The organism is Paenibacillus sp. FSL R5-0378, assembly GCF_038009285.1.
Lineage (GTDB): Bacteria > Bacillota > Bacilli > Paenibacillales > Paenibacillaceae > Paenibacillus_AQ > Paenibacillus_AQ favisporus.
Genome location: NZ_JBBPAY010000001.1, coordinates 6,262,579 through 6,280,047 on the forward strand (window position 1 = coordinate 6,262,579; position 17,469 = coordinate 6,280,047).

13 protein-coding genes are annotated in these 17,469 nt (G+C 55.2%); 5 read left to right on the plus strand and 8 right to left on the minus strand.

All coding sequences use genetic code 11. From position 1 onward, the window contains the following. Nucleotide 1: 1 nt before the first annotated feature. From MKY74_RS29080 to MKY74_RS29095, 4 genes are all read right to left on the minus strand, one after another. On the minus strand, nucleotides 2-1,576 hold the full coding sequence (locus tag MKY74_RS29080; RefSeq protein WP_076174281.1) for a response regulator transcription factor: 1,575 nt from the start codon (nucleotides 1,574-1,576) through the stop codon (nucleotides 2-4). Then, entirely contained in the window at nucleotides 1,557-3,386 is a 1,830-nt protein-coding gene (locus MKY74_RS29085; RefSeq protein WP_076174278.1) for a sensor histidine kinase, read from the minus strand. The genes MKY74_RS29080 and MKY74_RS29085 overlap by 20 nt, the downstream gene beginning before the upstream one ends. 387 nt (nucleotides 3,387-3,773) lie before the next feature. Continuing rightward, nucleotides 3,774-5,594, minus strand: a complete 1,821-nt coding sequence (locus MKY74_RS29090; protein WP_076174276.1) for an ABC transporter ATP-binding protein — start codon at nucleotides 5,592-5,594, stop codon at nucleotides 3,774-3,776. Continuing rightward, entirely contained in the window at nucleotides 5,587-7,332 is a 1,746-nt protein-coding gene (locus tag MKY74_RS29095; RefSeq protein ID WP_076174274.1) for an ABC transporter ATP-binding protein, read from the minus strand. Before MKY74_RS29095 ends, MKY74_RS29090 begins: the two co-directional genes overlap by 8 nt. 294 nt (nucleotides 7,333-7,626) lie before the next feature. On the opposite strand from MKY74_RS29095, the gene galU reads away from it, so the two are divergent. Together galU and MKY74_RS29105 are read left to right on the plus strand one after the other, a co-directional pair. Further along, nucleotides 7,627-8,535, plus strand: coding sequence for a UTP--glucose-1-phosphate uridylyltransferase GalU (gene galU, locus MKY74_RS29100; protein WP_076174272.1), 909 nt, complete (start codon nucleotides 7,627-7,629; stop codon nucleotides 8,533-8,535). A 79-nt stretch (nucleotides 8,536-8,614) separates the two neighbouring features. Continuing rightward, a complete protein-coding gene (locus MKY74_RS29105) occupies nucleotides 8,615-9,697 on the plus strand; it encodes a glycosyltransferase family 8 protein (protein WP_076174270.1) in 1,083 nt (360 codons plus the stop codon). Nucleotides 9,698-9,752: 55 nt separating this feature from the next. Here the strand turns inward: MKY74_RS29105 and MKY74_RS29110 are convergent, their stop codons facing one another. The 4 genes from MKY74_RS29110 to MKY74_RS29125 all read right to left on the minus strand — a co-directional run bounded on the left by MKY74_RS29110 (nucleotide 9,753) and on the right by MKY74_RS29125 (nucleotide 13,882). Then, the gene (locus tag MKY74_RS29110; protein ID WP_076174268.1) at nucleotides 9,753-10,970 is read right to left on the minus strand and encodes a CynX/NimT family MFS transporter; all 1,218 of its coding nucleotides are present in this window, start codon (nucleotides 10,968-10,970) and stop codon (nucleotides 9,753-9,755) included. Then, complete coding sequence (locus MKY74_RS29115) at nucleotides 10,963-11,676, minus strand: FadR/GntR family transcriptional regulator (RefSeq protein WP_076174266.1); 714 nt, start codon at nucleotides 11,674-11,676, stop codon at nucleotides 10,963-10,965. The genes MKY74_RS29110 and MKY74_RS29115 overlap by 8 nt, the downstream gene beginning before the upstream one ends. A gap of 168 nt (nucleotides 11,677-11,844) precedes the next feature. Beyond that, nucleotides 11,845-12,516: a phosphatase PAP2 family protein gene (locus tag MKY74_RS29120; protein WP_084204113.1), complete on the minus strand. Its 672-nt coding sequence runs from the start codon at nucleotides 12,514-12,516 to the stop codon at nucleotides 11,845-11,847. A 163-nt stretch (nucleotides 12,517-12,679) separates the two neighbouring features. Next, the gene (locus MKY74_RS29125) at nucleotides 12,680-13,882 is read right to left on the minus strand and encodes an ROK family transcriptional regulator (protein WP_076174478.1); all 1,203 of its coding nucleotides are present in this window, start codon (nucleotides 13,880-13,882) and stop codon (nucleotides 12,680-12,682) included. Nucleotides 13,883-14,306: 424 nt separating this feature from the next. Here MKY74_RS29125 and MKY74_RS29130 point away from each other — a divergent pair, with 424 nt between their 5' ends. The 3 genes from MKY74_RS29130 to MKY74_RS29140 are packed head-to-tail and all read left to right on the plus strand — an operon-like array spanning nucleotide 14,307 to nucleotide 17,426. After that, nucleotides 14,307-15,566 carry an ABC transporter substrate-binding protein gene (locus MKY74_RS29130; protein WP_076174264.1) on the plus strand — a complete coding sequence of 420 codons (1,260 nt, stop codon included), beginning with the start codon at nucleotides 14,307-14,309 and terminating at the stop codon, nucleotides 15,564-15,566. Between the two features lie 54 nt (nucleotides 15,567-15,620). Continuing rightward, nucleotides 15,621-16,568, plus strand: coding sequence for a carbohydrate ABC transporter permease (locus MKY74_RS29135; protein WP_076174475.1), 948 nt, complete (start codon nucleotides 15,621-15,623; stop codon nucleotides 16,566-16,568). Nucleotides 16,569-16,592: 24 nt separating this feature from the next. Continuing rightward, on the plus strand, nucleotides 16,593-17,426 hold the full coding sequence (locus tag MKY74_RS29140) for a carbohydrate ABC transporter permease (protein ID WP_076174262.1): 834 nt from the start codon (nucleotides 16,593-16,595) through the stop codon (nucleotides 17,424-17,426). Nucleotides 17,427-17,469 lie beyond the last annotated feature (43 nt).

Consider the following 17,469-nt stretch of genomic DNA (forward strand, 5'->3'; position numbering starts at 1 on the left):
TTCAGTCAAGGGAGGGACAAACTTCAGCACTTGCCCTATATTCCGAAGGGGTCAGACCGGTGAATTTCTTGAACAGGCGATTAAAATACTTCAGGTCTTCGTAACCGATCTCGCCGGCGACCTCGCTGATTTTGGCCGGCGTTTCCCGCAGGAGCCTCATCGCCTTGCGAAGTTTCGCCTGCGTGACGTATTCGAGATAGTTGCGGCCGGTCTCCCGCTTGAACAGCTCGCTGAAATAGTTCGGGTTCATATGGACGTGCTTCGCCACCTGCTGCAGCGACAGGCTTTGGTCCAAGTGGTCGTGAATGTACGCAATGGCCCGTTCTACCGGACTGGACGCCGATACCATCCCGCTGTACTGCTGCATGATCTGTTTCAATTCATGAACCATGATTCGTTCTGGCCACTTGGCCAGCTCGTAGATATCGAATGGAGTCCCGGAAGGAAGCGGACTGGAGTAACCGATCGAAGCGGCGGCCCGCTCCAGCCACCGACGGGCCGAGACAAGAATGGAATGGAGGTAAGCCTGCATCGATCCTGGTGTAGCCTCGGGGTCCAGTATGATCCGTTCAAGCAAATCTGTAATCCAGGACCGCAGGCGGAACGTGTCGCCCGCCCGGAGCAGGGCAAACAGCTCGGATTCTTCCTCCACCGTGCATACCGTCCGGATGCCCCGGCGGGAGGCTACCTCTTCATACCGGATGCGCCGTTCTGCACGCAGCAGCCATGCATAGGAGCCGGCCTCCGCTGCGGCAGCTAAGGCGCCGGGCAGATCCTGAAGCTGGGTGAACGGCAGCCCGACGGCAGCCGTGACCCGGCAGCCCAGCTCAGCCTCCACATGGCCCAACACCGGCCTCATGCGGCTCCAGTCGTCCTCGCCCCGGCTTTTTACCAGAAGAAGCAGTGCACCGTTCCATTCGAGCCATGCGCATGGCAATCGTTCGGCCAGCCGGCTGACGAGGATGCGGTATACATCGCCGTCCGGGCGGCCGCCCCTCTCCCCCGAGCCGGAGGAATGGACCGACAGCAGCCAAATCCGGAGCACCGTGAACCCGTCAGCATCGGGCCGAAGGTCGGGGAACCGGTCCCAAAACTCGGCTTCGGTTCGGGCATCGGATGCGGATCCCGAAGCCAACAGTCTCCTCAAGAACCCGCGGTTCACGATCGTCTGCTGGACCCTGCCGCCCTCCTCGTTCCGCCGGCGAGCCTCCAGACGCTCCCTGGCCTTGGCCGCGGACTGGATGATTTCCCCCGGTCTGCTCGTCTTCAGCAAATAGTCGCTGACTCCTTCGCGCATCGCCTGCTGGGCATAGGCAAACTCGTCGAATCCGGAAATGATGATGATTTCGGTATCCGGGAACTGCTTTTTCACCTCCCGGGCCATATCGATACCGCTGAGCCCCGTCATCCGGATATCAGTAAATATAATTTCGGGCTGCTCATCCGGAATCCGCTGCAGCGCTTCTTCGGCGGAAGCGGCCGGCTCCAGCACCGTAAAACCGTTCTCCTCCCAATTGACCACCGTGCTTAGCCCGTTTCGGATAATCACTTCGTCATCAACGATCATAACCTTCATCTTCGTTCTCCCCTTTGCTTGATTGTTCCCGAGTCCACTCCTTTGCCTCCTGCACGATCGGGATCCTGAATGTAATCCGCGTGCCCGCTCCTTCCGCACTCTCTACCTGAAGTCCGGCATCCCTGCCGTAATGCAGCGCCAGCCGCTTGTTGACGTTGCGCAGCCCGTAGCTCCCGCGGGCGTCAGGCTCCTGCCCGTAGGCCGCCGGATGCTCCGCCAGCCGGTTCCGGAGCCACTGAAGCCTCTCTTCGGGCATTCCGATCCCGTCGTCCTCAACGGCGAAATCGAGGAACCCCCCGCTGCGCTCCACCGCGATCCGGATCATGCCCCGCCCGTCTCGGCCGAGCAGGCCGTGAAGGATCGCATTCTCCACCAGCGGCTGAAGCAGCAGCTTAAGCATCGTTAGATGGTGCAAACTCTCAGCCGCATCAACCCGAAAATCGAATTTGTCGGGATACCGGATCGACTGGATATTCATGTAATGGCGGACATGCGTGATCTCCTGCAGCACCGTGCAGTATTCCTGGCCGGCATTTAAGCTGAACCGCAGAAAATCACTCAGCGAGCCGACCATCTCGGCGATCTTGGCACCGTCCTGATTCATCAGCGCCAGCCATTGCACCGAGGAGAGGGTGTTATACAAAAAATGCGGGTTAATCTGCACCTGCAGCGCATGCATATCGGCTTCCTTCTTTAGTGATTCATTGCGCTTGACCTCATCGGTGAGCTTCACAATCCGCGAAGTAAGCCGGTTATAGCTGATGATCAGCTGACCTACCTCGTCTATCGTTTTGACCGGCAGTGCAGGCAGAGGTTCTTCCGGCCTGGCGTTTCTAAGGAATTTGGTGAGCGCGGAGAGCGGGTTAGTAATTTTTTGAATCAGAAAAAGAACCAGAATGATGACAAACAGGATCGCAGCGGTGACAGCGACAGCCGTAAGCCTTAGAAAATACTGGTTTTGCGAGCTGTATTCCGCAGCCGGTATGATCCCGACAAGCTTCCAGCCCACGCTGGACATCTTTTTATACAAAATCGTCTTCTTGCCGCTCCCCTGCCCGTAGACCAAATCCCCGCTCTGTCCCTCAAAAGGGCCGATCGAAGGATAATAAGCGTCCAGCGCAAGATTCGTTTCCATATCCGGGGGGCCTGCGAGAATCCGGTTGTTCTCGTCCAGCAGCAGCACGAAGCCCGTTTTTTCCAATGCCACCTGCCGGACCTGGCTGGCGATGACCCCCTGATCCAGATTGATCTGCAGGTTTCCGATCGGCTTGTATTTATCGGTGCTGCGGATCGGTCTTGCCAGCGTGATCATCTTCCTCACCCCTTCAAAGGTCCACTGCCGGTGGACCGAAGACCACCACTTGGGATGCTCGGCATAATAATCAGGATCCCTCTCCGTTACATCTTGGAACTCCGACCGCACCAGCGACTTGTAGGAGATCGAGTCCTTGGCCCCAAGCGGCTCGACGATGATGTTCGCGATATAATCTTTGGAAAAGGCGAGGCTTGTCAGAAAGTTGATGACGGCGGTCTGCTGCACGTAATTGCTTTCCGAGCTTTTTAAATAGGACTGCACGCCTTCGTTGCCGATCAGAAAAAGCGAAATGTTCTCAACGTCCTTGACCATCGTCTCCAGGTAGACATCCAGCTGCCTGAGATTGTTCATCCCGGAGGTTTTGGCCTTTTCCTCGGTCAGGCTCTCGGCCATTTTGTAGGAGAAAATGCCGAGGAACAGCAGCGGAACCAGCGCGGCCAGAATGGTGAGCAGAGACAGCTTATGCTTCAAGGATGTTCCGAACCAATGCTGCATATGATCCCTCCTACGTCGGTTTATGAAATGGTTATGTAATATTATATAACATTGAAAACGCTTGCTAATAAACCAATTGGCTTTATCACAGAGGTTCATGTTAGGTTTATTCACTATCTTAGAAGATCACTAGGTCTTAAGTAAATGGTTAAAAAGTCGCAGTTGAATCCGTTTTGCCTCTAAAAACTCGTCGGTTGAGGGAGTATTTTACGCGTCAGAGCCTGCGCCCAGGGGAGCGCCGCAGCTACAGCTATGATCCGATCCTGTTACGCTGGCGGCCTCGTTTTCCTGTTAGCAAATAAAACGGGGAAAGAGCATCGCTCTCTCCCCGTTTCTATTTCTATACATCCGGCTCAGCCGGCCTCCAATCGGCCCCTGCATCCCGGGCTACTCTTCATCGGCCGCCTGTCTTGCATGATTGTACAGCTGTTCATAGTATCCGTGCATGGCCAGCAGTTCGTCATGGGTGCCTTCCTCAATCGCCCGGCCGTCTTTCATGACCAGAATGCGGTCGGCGTGCATGACCGTGGACAGCCGGTGGGCGATCACCAGCGTCGTCCGCCCTGTAGACACGTTCGCCAGCGCGCTTTGCACCAGCTGCTCCGTATGCGAATCCAGGTTGGCGGTCGCCTCATCCAGGATGAGGATCCGCGGCTCAAAGACCATGATCCGCGCGAAGGAGATCAGCTGCCGCTCCCCGGCTGACAGGCCGCTGCCCCGCTCCGATAGGAGCGTGTCGTATCCGCCGGACATCCGCATGATCATGTCGTGCGCGCCGACGAACCGGCAGGCATCCATCACCTTTTCACGGGAGATGTCCTCCTGAAACAGCCGGACGTTATCGAGAACGGTTCCCGCGAACAGATAGGGCTCCTGCTGGATCAGTCCGACGAGACGGTGGAGCTGCTGCTGCGGAATATCGCGGATATCCGCCCCGTCGATTTTGATGCTGCCGGAATTAACGTCATAGAACCGGTTCAAGGGGCTGATCATCGTGCTCTTCCCCGCTCCCGTCGTGCCGACGATGCCGACCATCTCCCCGGGCTTCAAATGAAGGTCGAGATGGGGAATGACCGGCTTGGATTCCGAATAGCCGAAAGAAATGTGGTTGAAGTCGACCCGGCCGCGGGCTTCGGACAAGCGCAGCCGGCACGTTTTGTCAGGCTCCGGGTCCTTCACTTCCGGCTCGGTACTGAATATTTTCCAGATCCGGTCCATCGATACGGTCGTCGACTGGAACGTGTTCCACTGCATCGTGATCTGGTTGATCGGCTGGAAAAACTGCCGGATGTAGCTCGTAAACGCGTACAGAACGCCGACGGCCATATGCTCATGGAATACCGCCAGTCCGCCCAGCCAGACAACCGTGACGAGGGCGACGTTGCCCAGAATGTCGAAGGTCCGGTTAAACAGCACGTTGGCGCGGACCTCCCTCATGTTCGCTTCCCAGTAGCTCTGGTTATTTTCGTTAAAACGCCGGGTCTGCTCCTCTTCCTGGCGGAACGCCTGAATCAGCCCCATCCCGGACAAATTCTCCGCAATGAATCCGATTAACCGCGACAAGCGGCTCCGGGTTACCTGGTACGCCTGGCGTAGATATCGGCGGAACAGGAAGGCCACGAGGCCGATGACGGGCAGGACGATCATTGAATACCAGGCCAGCGTCGTATCGAGCTGAAACATAAAGACAATGATCAGTACGAGCGTCATGCCGTCGCGGATCAAGCTGAGCAGCACCTGCGTGAAAAACTGGCTGATCGTCTCCGTGTCGCTGGAGACATTGGTCACCAGACTGCCGCGGTGCACGCGGTCGAAATAGGACATCGACAGCTTGGAAATATGCTGGAACAAATCCTTCCGGATCCGTGCCACGATGCTTTGACCCGCGTACTGCAGCAGGTTATTCTGCAAATACGTGAATAAGAAGCTGACGATCGAAATGCCGAGATAAATGCCGGCGATCGTAGCGATATAGCCCATGTCCCTGCCGCCGACAGCCAAATGATCGTCGATCACGATCTTGACCAGATACGGCTGCAGCAGATCGGCGGAAATGCCGAGGACCGCGCAGACAAACACGCCGGCAAAAGCCCACTTGTGCGGTTTGCCGTAAGCCAGTATCGCCCTGAAGGCTTCAAATGATTTTTTCTTGTCCGCTGCATCCTTTGCTTGCGTTGCCTTGAGGGCAGCGGCTGAAGAATTAGGCATGCTGCAGTCCCTCCTGTTGGATCCGGTATAAAGATGCATATGGCCCGTCCGGACAGGCCATCAATTCCTCATGGCTGCCCCGCTGGACAATGCGGCCTTGATCCAGCACGATGATTTCATCGGCATGCTGGACGCTGCTGATCCGGTGCGCGATAATGAGCGTCGATTTGCCGCTTCGCTCCCGGATCAAATTGCCGAGGATGCCCGATTCCGTCATCGCGTCGACGGCGCTCATACTGTCGTCGAGAATCAAGAGCTCGGGCTTTTTCATCAGCCCTCTCGCCAGGCTCGCGCGCTGCCTTTGACCGCCGGACAGCGTAAGGCCCCGCTCGCCGAGCCGGGTCTCAAATCCCGCTTCAAAGGAGTTGACGCTTTCCAGCAGCAAAGCCTGGGCCGCTGCCTCGCGGATTTGCTCGATGCTGGCGGAGCGGTCGCTGAAGGCGATATTGTCGGCGATATCCGTGCTGAACAAAAACCCGTCCTGCGGCACATAGCCGATTTTGCGGCGCAGCGACTCCAGGGTCACACGGGTAATATCCTGGCCGTTCACCTTAATGCTGCCGGCCGGAGGCTCATAAATGCGCAGAAGCAGCTTTGCCAGCGTCGATTTCCCGCTGCCGGTGCGGCCGATGAGCCCGACGGTGCGGCCTTCCGGAATGGTGAAGCTGACGTCCTTAAGCGCTTGTTCCGACGTCCCCGGATAAGAGAACGTCAAGTTGTCCACGGCGATATCCCCGATGCGGGCAAGGTCCGAAGCGTCGTCCTTGTCCCTCACGCTCGGCACCCGGGCCAGCAGCCGGTTGACGCGTTCCAGGGAGGCTCCCGAGCGCTGCATCATGTTAATCACGTTGCCGATCTGCTGCAGCGGTCCCGTCAGCATCCGGAGGTAGAAGGTCAGCGCAACGAAGCTTCCAAGGGTCATCCGGCCCTGAATCGTCATATATCCGCCGACCAACAGCGAGACGACCAGGGATAACGCTCCCAAGAACGGAAGCAGCGCCTGGAACAAGGATGACATCCTCACCAGATGCAGCTGCGCGCCGCGCACCCCGTCGACCGTCTCGTCAAACCGGCGTTGCGCCGTCTCCTCGATGGCGAACGTCTTCGTGACGCGGATGCCCCCGATTTGCTCATCGGCGGATTCCGTCATCGTGGCCAACCCTTCCTGCACATCCATCGACCGGTTCCGGATACGGGGACCGAAATAAATGACCAGAAACGGAATGGCGACCAGCGGGCACACGCTGACCAGAATCAGAGTTACCGGTATACCTGTAACCAGCATCATGACAACACAGGAGATGACCATGAACACGGCGTTGGTCGTCTGCGTGACTCCGAATGAAATCGCTTCCCGAACCGAAGTCACGTCGTTCATGACATAGCTGAGCAGCTTGCCGGTCCCCTGTTTGGAAAAAAAGTCTTCACTGAGGCGGGAAAACTGGGCAAAGATCTGGCCCCTTGTCAAAAACTCGAACCGCCGGCCGAGACGCATAATGGTAAACTGCCCTAAGCCGAACAGCACGCCATAGGACACGGCGATCCCCAGCAGGATCAGGCTGTAGCGGATGATGTCCTCGCGACCGATCGAACGTTCCTTCAGTCCATCCGTCACCTTACCGAGAATCTGCGGCAGCAGCGCCTGATCCACGTTGGACAGGATGATCAGGATGACGGCGGTCAGGTAGAGAAGCGCGTTTTTCTTCAAATAATTGGTGAGCAGTTCGAAGCTTTTCAAGAGTTCCATTCCCTCCTTTGGTTTCAATTGAATTGATATTTCATCATTACCCGCTTCCGACCCATCCATTAAAATATACCACAGAAAAAAAAGATTGGGCTTTTCCCAACCTGGCAGAGCAGCGAAAAAACCGTGTCCCGGAACGGATAAATTTTTTTTGGAGTCTTACTTCTGCCTGCAAAAAACCGGCCGTCCATTAATTTTGCCGCACTGGATAAATGTCCACGATCCGCAGCTCTCTCCGGCATAAGATGACAGTATGCGAAATTGCTATCAGCAAAGGAGGAGGACCGCTTGAAGATTCGTAAAGCGATCATTCCGGCAGCCGGTTACGGAACGCGGTTTCTTCCCGCCACCAAAGCAATGCCCAAAGAGATGCTGCCGATTATCGATAAGCCCACCATCCAGTTTATTATCGAAGAAGCCGCGGCTTCCGGGATTGAGGAAATTTTGATCGTGACCGGCAAAGGCAAAAAGGTGATCGAGGATCACTTCGACTCGGCGCTGGAGCTCGAATATTATTTGGAGCAAAAAGGCAAGTTCGAGGAACTCCGCAAAATCCGGGAATTTACCGGCATTGTCGACATCCACTATATCCGCCAATCAGAGCGTAAAGGTCTGGGGCACGCCATCGGGGTAGGGCGAAAGTTTATCGGAAACGAGCCCTTTGCCGTCCTGCTTGGCGACACGTTTTTTGACGCTGATCCGCCGTCGCTAAAACAGCTTATGGATGGGTATGACCGGCTGCAGACGTCCATCGTAGGCGTGCAGAGCGTGGCGGCTGACAAGGTATCGAGCTACGGCATCGTCGACGCCAAACCGCTGGTCGATTCGTTTGCGTATGTGAACCGGTTGGTGGAAAAACCCGCGGTCGATGCCTCTCCTTCGAGGCTGGCCATGGTAGGCCGTTACATTTTGACTGCATCCATTTTCGATATCCTGGAAAACCAATCCCCGGGAGTTGGCGGCGAAATCCAGCTGACGGACGCATTGAATCAATTACTTGTCAAAGAAGCGATTTATACCTGCGAGATTAAAGGCCGCTGGCATGACGTCGGTGATCCGCTGGGTTATGTGAAGGCCATTTTGGCACTGACGAAGCAAAGAGCGCAGCTGAAGCAGCACCTGCAGGAAGAAATGAGCGAGCTGTTAAAAGAGGACCCGCAATCACCGGATTCCGGTTCCGGTGACCCTGCGCCGTAAGCCCATGCTTCATCCGCCTGCCTTCTCGTGATGCAGGTATGTAACGGAAAACCAATTCTAAAGAGAGGTGTCCCTGCAAATGATTGAATTGGCTTTAGCTTTTACGGATAAGGACGGAAGCTATTCCGAGCACGCTGCCGCCGCGTTGGCTTCGGTGTTCCGTAATACTTCCTCCGAGCTTCAGGTTCACATCCTCCATGACGATTCGCTCCTGGAAGAAAACAGGAACAAGCTCGCCCAGCTGGCGGCGGATTTCAAGCATCCGATCCACTTCTATCCTGTGACCCTGCCTGTCGAGATGATGGACGTTCTCTCGGGAACCGGCTCCATCGACCGATGGACATGGGGCAGTCTTTATCGGCTGCTGCTGCCAGCCGTGGTACCTGCTGAACGGGTAATCTATCTCGACTGCGACGTGATGGTCAATATGGACATCACCGAGCTGTGGGAGATCAACCTGAACGGGGGCTACCTTGGGGCTATCCACGACCAAGGCATCCACGGCATCGCAGAAGTTGTGGCCGTACAAGGTTTAAACCCCGAAACCTATTTTAACTCCGGGGTCCTTTTATTTGACCTCAATGCCATTCGGCAGCACGTGACGTGGTTTGAAGAAATGCTGAACTTTTTCCGCGCCTTTCCCGGCACCTCGATGCCGGACCAGGACTGCCTGAACCATGTATTCGGGGGAAACTGCCTGCTGCTGGACCAACGGTTCAACTGGTTTTACGTCCCGGGTGCCGAAATGGACCTTCAGCAAAAAATCGTTCACTTTGCCGGTGACATGAAGTGCTGGGACCCGCTTTCCCCAGGATATGTCCTCTATCAGGATAATCTGAGATTAACGCCATGGAGCAAGGAGCCGGTACTCCCAGCGCCCATCAAAAGAAGCACGGACAGAAAAGCCCGGCATCTGCTTATGAAACGCAAAACCCGCAAACACTCGCCTAGAAAACCATCCTCCCGCCACCGGAGCGAAAGGGAACAGAGTGAAAGGGTCGTCTTGAGGAAGCGGAGAAAAGCCTCCAGACACTCCAGGTACTCCCGGCACAAATCTGCAACCGGCAGCCGCAGCAAGTCCCGCATCCTTACGATGCGCCGCAGCTCCCGCAGAAAGCATGCCATGTACATTCAGGGCTTCAGCAGCGGCATCTATTTGTAACGGCCGTCTCAAGAAAAATGCAAACAACCTCCGCCCTTCCGGCGGAGGTTGTGCTTTATTCTTCAATGTAAGTGTTGTTTCCAGCGCCCCATCCGGCCAGCATATAGACGATCGCCACGATCAGCAGGACCGAGGTCGCGGTCGTCCAGCTGCCGCTCAGGTCATGGACAAGTCCAATCAGCAGAGGTCCGACAGCGGCCAGCAGGTACCCGACCGACTGGGCCATACCGGACAATTCCGCAGCCTGTTCGGTCCGGCGGGTGCGGAGCATGAAGAACATCGTTACGAGGCCGAAGGCCGCACCGGTGCCGATTCCGACCAATACGACCGCGACCGGAACGATCGCGTTCCATCCGCTAAGCAGCAGCACAAAGCCCAGAACAAAGCAGAGGAACGTCCCGACGACCAGCCCGCGCTGGTTCTGAAAGCGTCCCGCCAGAATCGGCACGAAGAACGTAACCGGCACGCTGAAAAACTGCATCAGCGACAGCATCCAGCCTGCCGTCGAACCGCTCATGCCCCGATCGGTCAAAATTTCAGGCAGCCAGGACACGACCGAGTAAAATACGAAGGATTGCAAACCCATAACAATCGTGACCTGCCACGCCAGTTTCGAGCGCCAGATGCTGCTTTTCGACGAAATCCGCACCCCGCCGGTCCGATGCCGGTACCGGAGCTGCGGCAGCCAGACGATGAGGGCGATCAACGACAGGATTCCCCAGATGAGCAGGGATCCCCGCCAGCCGGAAGCGAGATGATTCGACACCGGGAGGCTGACGCCGGAGGCGATAGCCGCAAAGATATTCATCGAAACGGAATAGATTCCCGTCATGACACCCACCCGCAGCGGAAAATCCCGCTTAATCAGGCTCGGCAGCAGCACATTGCTGACCGCGATGCCGAGGCCGAGCAGAATCGTGCCGGCAAATAAAGCGGCGACCGAAGGAACGAACCGCAGGGCAATGCCCAGCGTTACAGCGGCCACTCCGCTAAACAGCGTCTTCTCCATGCCCCATCTCCGGGCCAGCTTCGGAGCAATCGGGGAGACGACGGCAAAGGCCAGCAGCGGGAACGTCGTCAGCAGCCCCGCAAGGGTATGCGACATTCCCGTATCGAGCCGGATCGTTTCAACGAGCGGACCCACCGAAGTGATCGGCGCCCGCAGCGTCGTCGCGATCAGGATAATTCCAAGAACCAGCAGCAGCGCCTTCATCCCTGTGGAAACCTGGGGATTCTCCGCCGGCTGCGTAGATATTTCGTATGTTTTATTCATGATGTTCTGTATTTCCTCCTTCAGACAAATCAAGCAAGGCATCTTGGGATGCCTGGATATAAGACCTGACAATTTCACCCGCCTCCGCCGCGTCCCGGCGGATGATGGCTTCAAGCAGACGCTCATTGAGCCGGCCGTGCACAAGCACCAGATCCCAGCTCAGGCTGCCCAGCGAGAGGGAACTCGTCACGGATTCGCTAATGCTGTCATACAATTCGCTGAGCAGCCGGTTATACGCAGCGGCGATCACCTGCTTGTGAAAGGCCAAATCGGCGATGAGATAAGCTTCTATATCTCCGGACTGTTCTGCGGCGCTGCAGGCCGCAAGCGTAAGCCGGATCTGCTTGATATCATCCGCCGTGCTCCGCTGGGCGGCGAGCCGGGCGGCCTCCTGCTCCAGCGCAGCGCGAACCTCCAGCGTCTCGCTCAGCTTGGAGCGCTCCATCCGCCGCTGAAGGACGGGACCGAGGCTGCTCGACGCGACGACGTACGTCCCGTCCCCCTGCCGCGTCCGGAGCAGTCCCGCATGAATCAGGGCACGGATCGCCTCACGGATCGTGTTTCGGCTGACGCCCAGCTTCTCCACCAGCTCCGGTTCCGGAGGAATGCGTTCCCCAACGGGCCACTGCCCTTCTTCAATCAGCTTCTCCAGCTGGGATGCGACCTGCTCGACAAGCGTTGAACGCGTTGGACGCTGCAAGTTCATTTGAATACCTCCAAACATAGGATGTTTGGTTCATTGTAGCATGAACTTCGGTTTCCTGCACATTTTTTTCGTTTTTGCACCATCTTCAGCCCTGAAACGCAGCAACGGCAGCCTTCACTCGGAAGGCTGCCGATCTGGTGCAGCCGGGCTCTGTTAGAGCATGCTGCCTTATGCTTGAAGTTCCTTCTGCTGCCGTACTTTCTCCCGGCTGCGGTGTGCCCCGGGCAGGACATAGATCACAAAGTGGTAGATTTCAACCATCGCAATCGCCGCAACAGCGTCCCAGAGGACATGCTGTTTCACGAACTGTGTCGAAGCGATGATGAGAATCGACATCGTGCTGACGAGAATCATGATCACGCGGCTCCGGGACTTGCTTGTCAGAAAGAGTCTCATAACCATGTAACTCGAGAAGCAGTGAATACTCGGAAAACAGTTATAGGGCTGATCCCGTTTATAAATAAATCGGACAAGCTCACTGAACGGATCGCTGCCGGTCACGACCGGCCTTGGCACCGTCGTTTGAAACACAAGATAAATGCCGTAGCATGTCATTGCGCATACCGTGTACAGTATAATGCCCCGATAATACAAATTCCGGTCCTTAAAGAAAAGGTAGACCAGGCAGGCATAGATATAGAAGATCCATACGCCGTAAGGGAGCGCAAAATATTTTATAAATGGAATAGCCAGATCCGCTTGCGTGACAAGGGAATACACGCGGTCATTCGGGTGGTTCACCAGCTGGTAAATCGACCCCAGAACGGGAAAAACGAGCATCAGTACTAATGGGGCGAGAGGACGCAGCCTCTGCATCATTGCATTTACCTTCGTCACCATATCAAACCTTTCTCTGCCGGTTGCAAAAGATGTTAAGGGATTCCTTCGAGAACCGCTGCCTTATTGTACTGCTAGAACCGGTTTCCATCAACCATATTTATGTATGAAGCCTTTTCCAGTTTCTTTTTCATTTCCCCACAGTCTCCTCACCGAAGGATAACGGCTATGTTAACGAAAACTGAAACAGATCCTGCAGTACGACAGCGGCCGCACCGATTAATTTGCCGTCATCGCCAAGCGAAGACTGCCCAACAACCAAATCGTCCTTCAAAATACGCATGGCATACCTTGAAATATGCTCCTCAACCTTATGGAGCAGAATAGGATTGTCCTGAGCCACGTTCCCGCCTAACACGATCGCTCCCGGATTAAACAGGTTCACCAGGTTGACGATGCCTGCGCCCAGATGCTCGGCGATCTCCTCGGTGATGTCCATGGCCAGCCGATCCTCTCTGGACAGTGCCTCTTTATACACCGCAGGCTCGATCCGGCTGATGTCGCCGCCTGTCAAATCGTGGATAAGCGTCTGCCGGCCCGAGGCCATCGCCGCCATCATTCGGGAGTGCACGGCAGGCCAGCTTACCGAGTTCTCCAGGCAGCCGACGTTTCCGCATTCGCAGCGGATTCCGCTCCGGTTGACGCTCGTATGGCCGAATTCGCCCGCTCCCCCCAGCTTTCCCCGGAGGATCATGTCGTTGACAAGGATACCCGCCCCAATCCCATTGCCGACCATAATATAGATCAGATTGGCAAAAGAGCTGTAGCTCCCGAACCGCCGTTCCGCAAGCACGAGCGAGTTGGTATCGTTCTCGACCCAGGTTTTAATCCCATAGCGGCTTTCCACGAGTTGCTTGACCGGAACGTCATTCAGGCGGAGCTTGGAATTATAGTAGACAACCCCCTGCTCAACATTAACCACGCCCGGTGTCGTGACGGCTATGCCGATGCAAGCGTCCAGGCTGCCGGTTTCGGTGACGAAGCGGTCGATCATGCCGAGCATCAGCTCGATGACGCCTTCTCCCTGCCGCGTTCCGACAGGGGCGGATTCTTTGCGCAGGATATTCGCCTCCAGGTTTAATTGGGCAACCTCGATGACCGTGTTTGAGATCGATGCGGCAAACAAAAAATGGTTATCCGGCGCAAATCGCAGCAAAATGGGCTTGCGCCCGCCGCTGGACTCTCCTCTGCCGATTTCAGTCACATAGCCTTCCCGGATCAGCTCCTGAACCGCCGCAGCCACGGTGGAGGGGCTAATCCGGTTTCCTTTGGCCAGCTCGATCCGGGAGATCGGGCCGTCCAGGCGGATTTTATTTAAAATGATCGACCGGTTCAGCTCCTGAATCAGTTTCCAATCGCCTTTTCTCATCGTTTTCAACCATCTTCCCCTTTCTTCGGCAAAATGCATCAATATATTCCATCTTATTCCATATTTGCAGTAAAATATAGTTCCCAATGCTCCATTCCATGTAACATATTCCAATAACCAAAATATGCGGAAACCGATACTTTCCACTTGAAAACGCCGTTTTCCTGCCTTCCAAAAGTTTTTATGCAAATATTTATCAAACTATTGAAAATAAAAATCACCAAATATATAATCTTACGCAAATAGATGCCATTCTTTTCCTGAAACCTCACATCGAATGGTCAGTTGGCATCTACTTATTTTGATTATTGGAATAAGTATGGCGATGGATTTTCGCAAGGTAAGGGGGGAGAATTCGTACATCATTGGAACTGCGGCAGATCAAGAATGAGTGCAAGAACCATATTTAGAGGAGGTTATTGGAATGGCTAGAAAAATGTCGATCATCCTCGTGTTCCTGTTTCTGTTCACTGCTGTAATGACGGGCTGCGGCGGCTCTTCCGGAGAAGCCGGCGGCAAAAAAGTAATCAACGTGGCTCTATGGGATGAGAACGTGAAGGACACCGTCAACAAATCGATTGAGCTGTACAAGAAAAACCACCCCGACGTGGAAGTCAAAGTAACTTACACCCCTTGGGCCGACTACTGGACCAAATTGAAAACAAGTCTCGCCGGCAACAGTGGGCCCGATGTTTTCTGGATGAACGGCCCCAACTTCTACGCTTATGCCTCCAAAGGCTGGATCAAGGATCTGCAGCCGCTTATTGATGAAAGCAAGCTCGATACCTCCGTTTACACTGACGCCCTCGTCAATCTGTACACCTACAACGATCATCTTTATGGACTTCCTTATTTCCTCGATGCGGTTGGACTCTACTACAATAAAGAGCTTTTCGACAAAGCCGGCGTGTCTTACCCGGACGGCAGCTGGACCTGGGATACGATCGAGCAGAATGCCGCCAAGCTGACGGACAAGCAGAACGGCGTGTACGGCTACACCGCTTTGATTGACAGCCAGTCCGGATATTACGATTTGATCCACCAGGCCGGCGGTTACATCATCTCCGAAGATAAAACGAAATCCGGCTTCGATTCGCCCGAAGCGCTGTCTGCTTTTCAATGGGAGAAAAAGCTGATGGACCAGGGCTATTCCCCGAACGCCCAGCAGCAGCTTGAGACCAAGCCGCTTCAGCTGTTCGGATCCGGCAAAGCCGCCATGTTCCCCGCCATTTCCGTCAGCGCGCCCGAGCTGTACAAATTGCTGGGAGACAAGCTGGGGGTTGCCCCGCTGCCCGCAGGCAAGCAGAAAGCGACGATCGTTCACGGCCTGAGCTGGGCGATGAACGAAAAAACGAAGCATCAGCAGGAAGCATGGGATCTGATCCAGGTGCTTTCCGGCAAAGAAGGCGAGCAGTACCTGGCCGAATCGGGCTTCAGCATTCCCGCTTATAAAGGAACGGAGGAAGGCTGGCTGAAGTCGATCCCTTCCCTTGACCTGAAGGTATTCGTGGATAGTCTGGACTTTGCTGTGCCGTATCCGGTGTCCGAGCGGACGGCCGAGTGGCAGGACGTGGAGACCAAGGAGCTTCAGGACGCCTACCTCGGGAAAAAGTCGTTTGAGGAAGCGCTGAAAACGATAGCCGATAAAATGAACGAGATTCTCGCGGAAGAGAAGAAGGATTAAAGAAGAGTCAATACTTGTATCCACTTAACTTCGAGAGAAAGGATGGTGCTGCCGGTGAATACGCCGCTGGCCGTCAAGTCGAAAGACCCGAACCTGCCTGCAGCCCGGAAGCGGAAAACTTCCAAGCTGGCCATCCAGGAGGCGGTCTGGGGGTACGTATTTATCCTCCCCGTCGCACTGGGTCTGGCCCTCTTTTATATGGTGCCTTCCGCCGCTTCCCTGATTCTGTCCTTTACGAACTGGGACGGCATGTCCGCTCCGGCGTTCAACGGGATCGACAATTTTACCCAGCTGATGCAGGACGAGAAGTTTACGCATTCCCTGCTGAATACGCTGCTCTATACCGTTGCGACCGTCCCGCTGTCCATCGTCTTTGCCACGCTGCTCGCCGTGCTGCTCAATCAGCATATCAAAGGGATGGTCGTGTACCGCACGTTCTATTTCATCCCGGTCATCACCATGCCGATCGCGGTCGGCATGGTGTGGAAATGGCTGTACAACTCCGAGTTCGGCCTGATCAATTACGTGCTCGGGGCGATGCATCTGCCCCAGCCGAACTGGCTGTTCGACGAAAAGTTTGCGCTCATGTCGATCGTCATTGTCAGCGTCTGGACGAGCGTCGGTTACAACGCCGTCATCCTGCTGTCGGGGCTGCAGGGAATTCCGTCGAGCTATTACGAAGCAGCGTCGCTGGACGGCGCCGGCACGGTCTACCGCTTTTTCCGGATAACGCTGCCGCTGCTGACGCCGAGCTTGTTTTTCGTGCTCGTCATGTCCTTCATCAACTCTTTCCAGGTATTCGACCTCGTCTTCATCATGATGGGACAGCAAACCTCCCTGCTCGATTCCACGCGCACCGTCGTGTACAGCATTTGGGAGGACGGCTTCAAGTACTTCAACATGGGCTACGCTTCGGCGGAGGCGTTCATCCTGTTTATCGTCATCCTGATCATCACCGCGTTTCAGATGTATTTCCAAAAACGCTGGGTTCATTATCAATAACCTTCATGAGGAGGAGAGGCTGTCATGATAACCCGAACTTCCGACCGCGGAAGACGGCTGGCCGTTCATATTCTGCTGATCGCGGGAGCCGTCCTGATGGTGACCCCTTTTGTCTGGATGCTGTCCACATCGTTTAAGTCCTTTGCGGATTCCATGAAGGTGCCCCCTACGCTGCTGCCGTCGGAATGGCATTTTGAAAATTACGCCAAGGTGCTGACCACCATCGATTTCGGCACTTACTACCTCAATACGATTCTGGTGACGCTAGGCCGCACGGCCGGACAACTGCTGCTGTGTTCCCTGGCCGCATACTCCTTTGCCTGCCTGAAATTCCCGGGGAAAAACGTCATTTTTCTCGCCCTGCTGGCCGTGCTCATGGTGCCGTCCCAGGTCGTCATGATCCCGAGCTTTGTCATCATGCGGCAGCTGAACTGGCTGGATACCTTCTATGTCCTGATTATCCCCGGCATCTTCAGCGCATTCGGCACCTTTTTGCTGAGGCAATTTTTCATGACGCTGCCGAAGGATCTGGAGGAAGCTGCCAAAATCGACGGCTGCAGCTATTTCCGGATTTATTGGAACATCTACCTGCCGCTGTCCAAATCCGCTCTCGTCTCTTTGGCCATTTTTACGATTCTGGCGGCATGGAACGACCTGCTGTGGCCGCTCATCATGACCAGCTCGGAGGATATGCGCGTGCTGTCGATCGGCATCTCCTCCTTCCAGGGGCAGCATTCGACCGATTATCCGCTGCTGATGGCGGGTGCAGTAATGGCTACGCTGCCGATCATCATCCTGTTCATTTTCCTGCAGCGCTATTTTATAGAAGGAATCGCTATGAATGGCATCAAAGGATAAGAAAACGAATACACCTTTTACAAGTGTAACCGGTCTATCATAA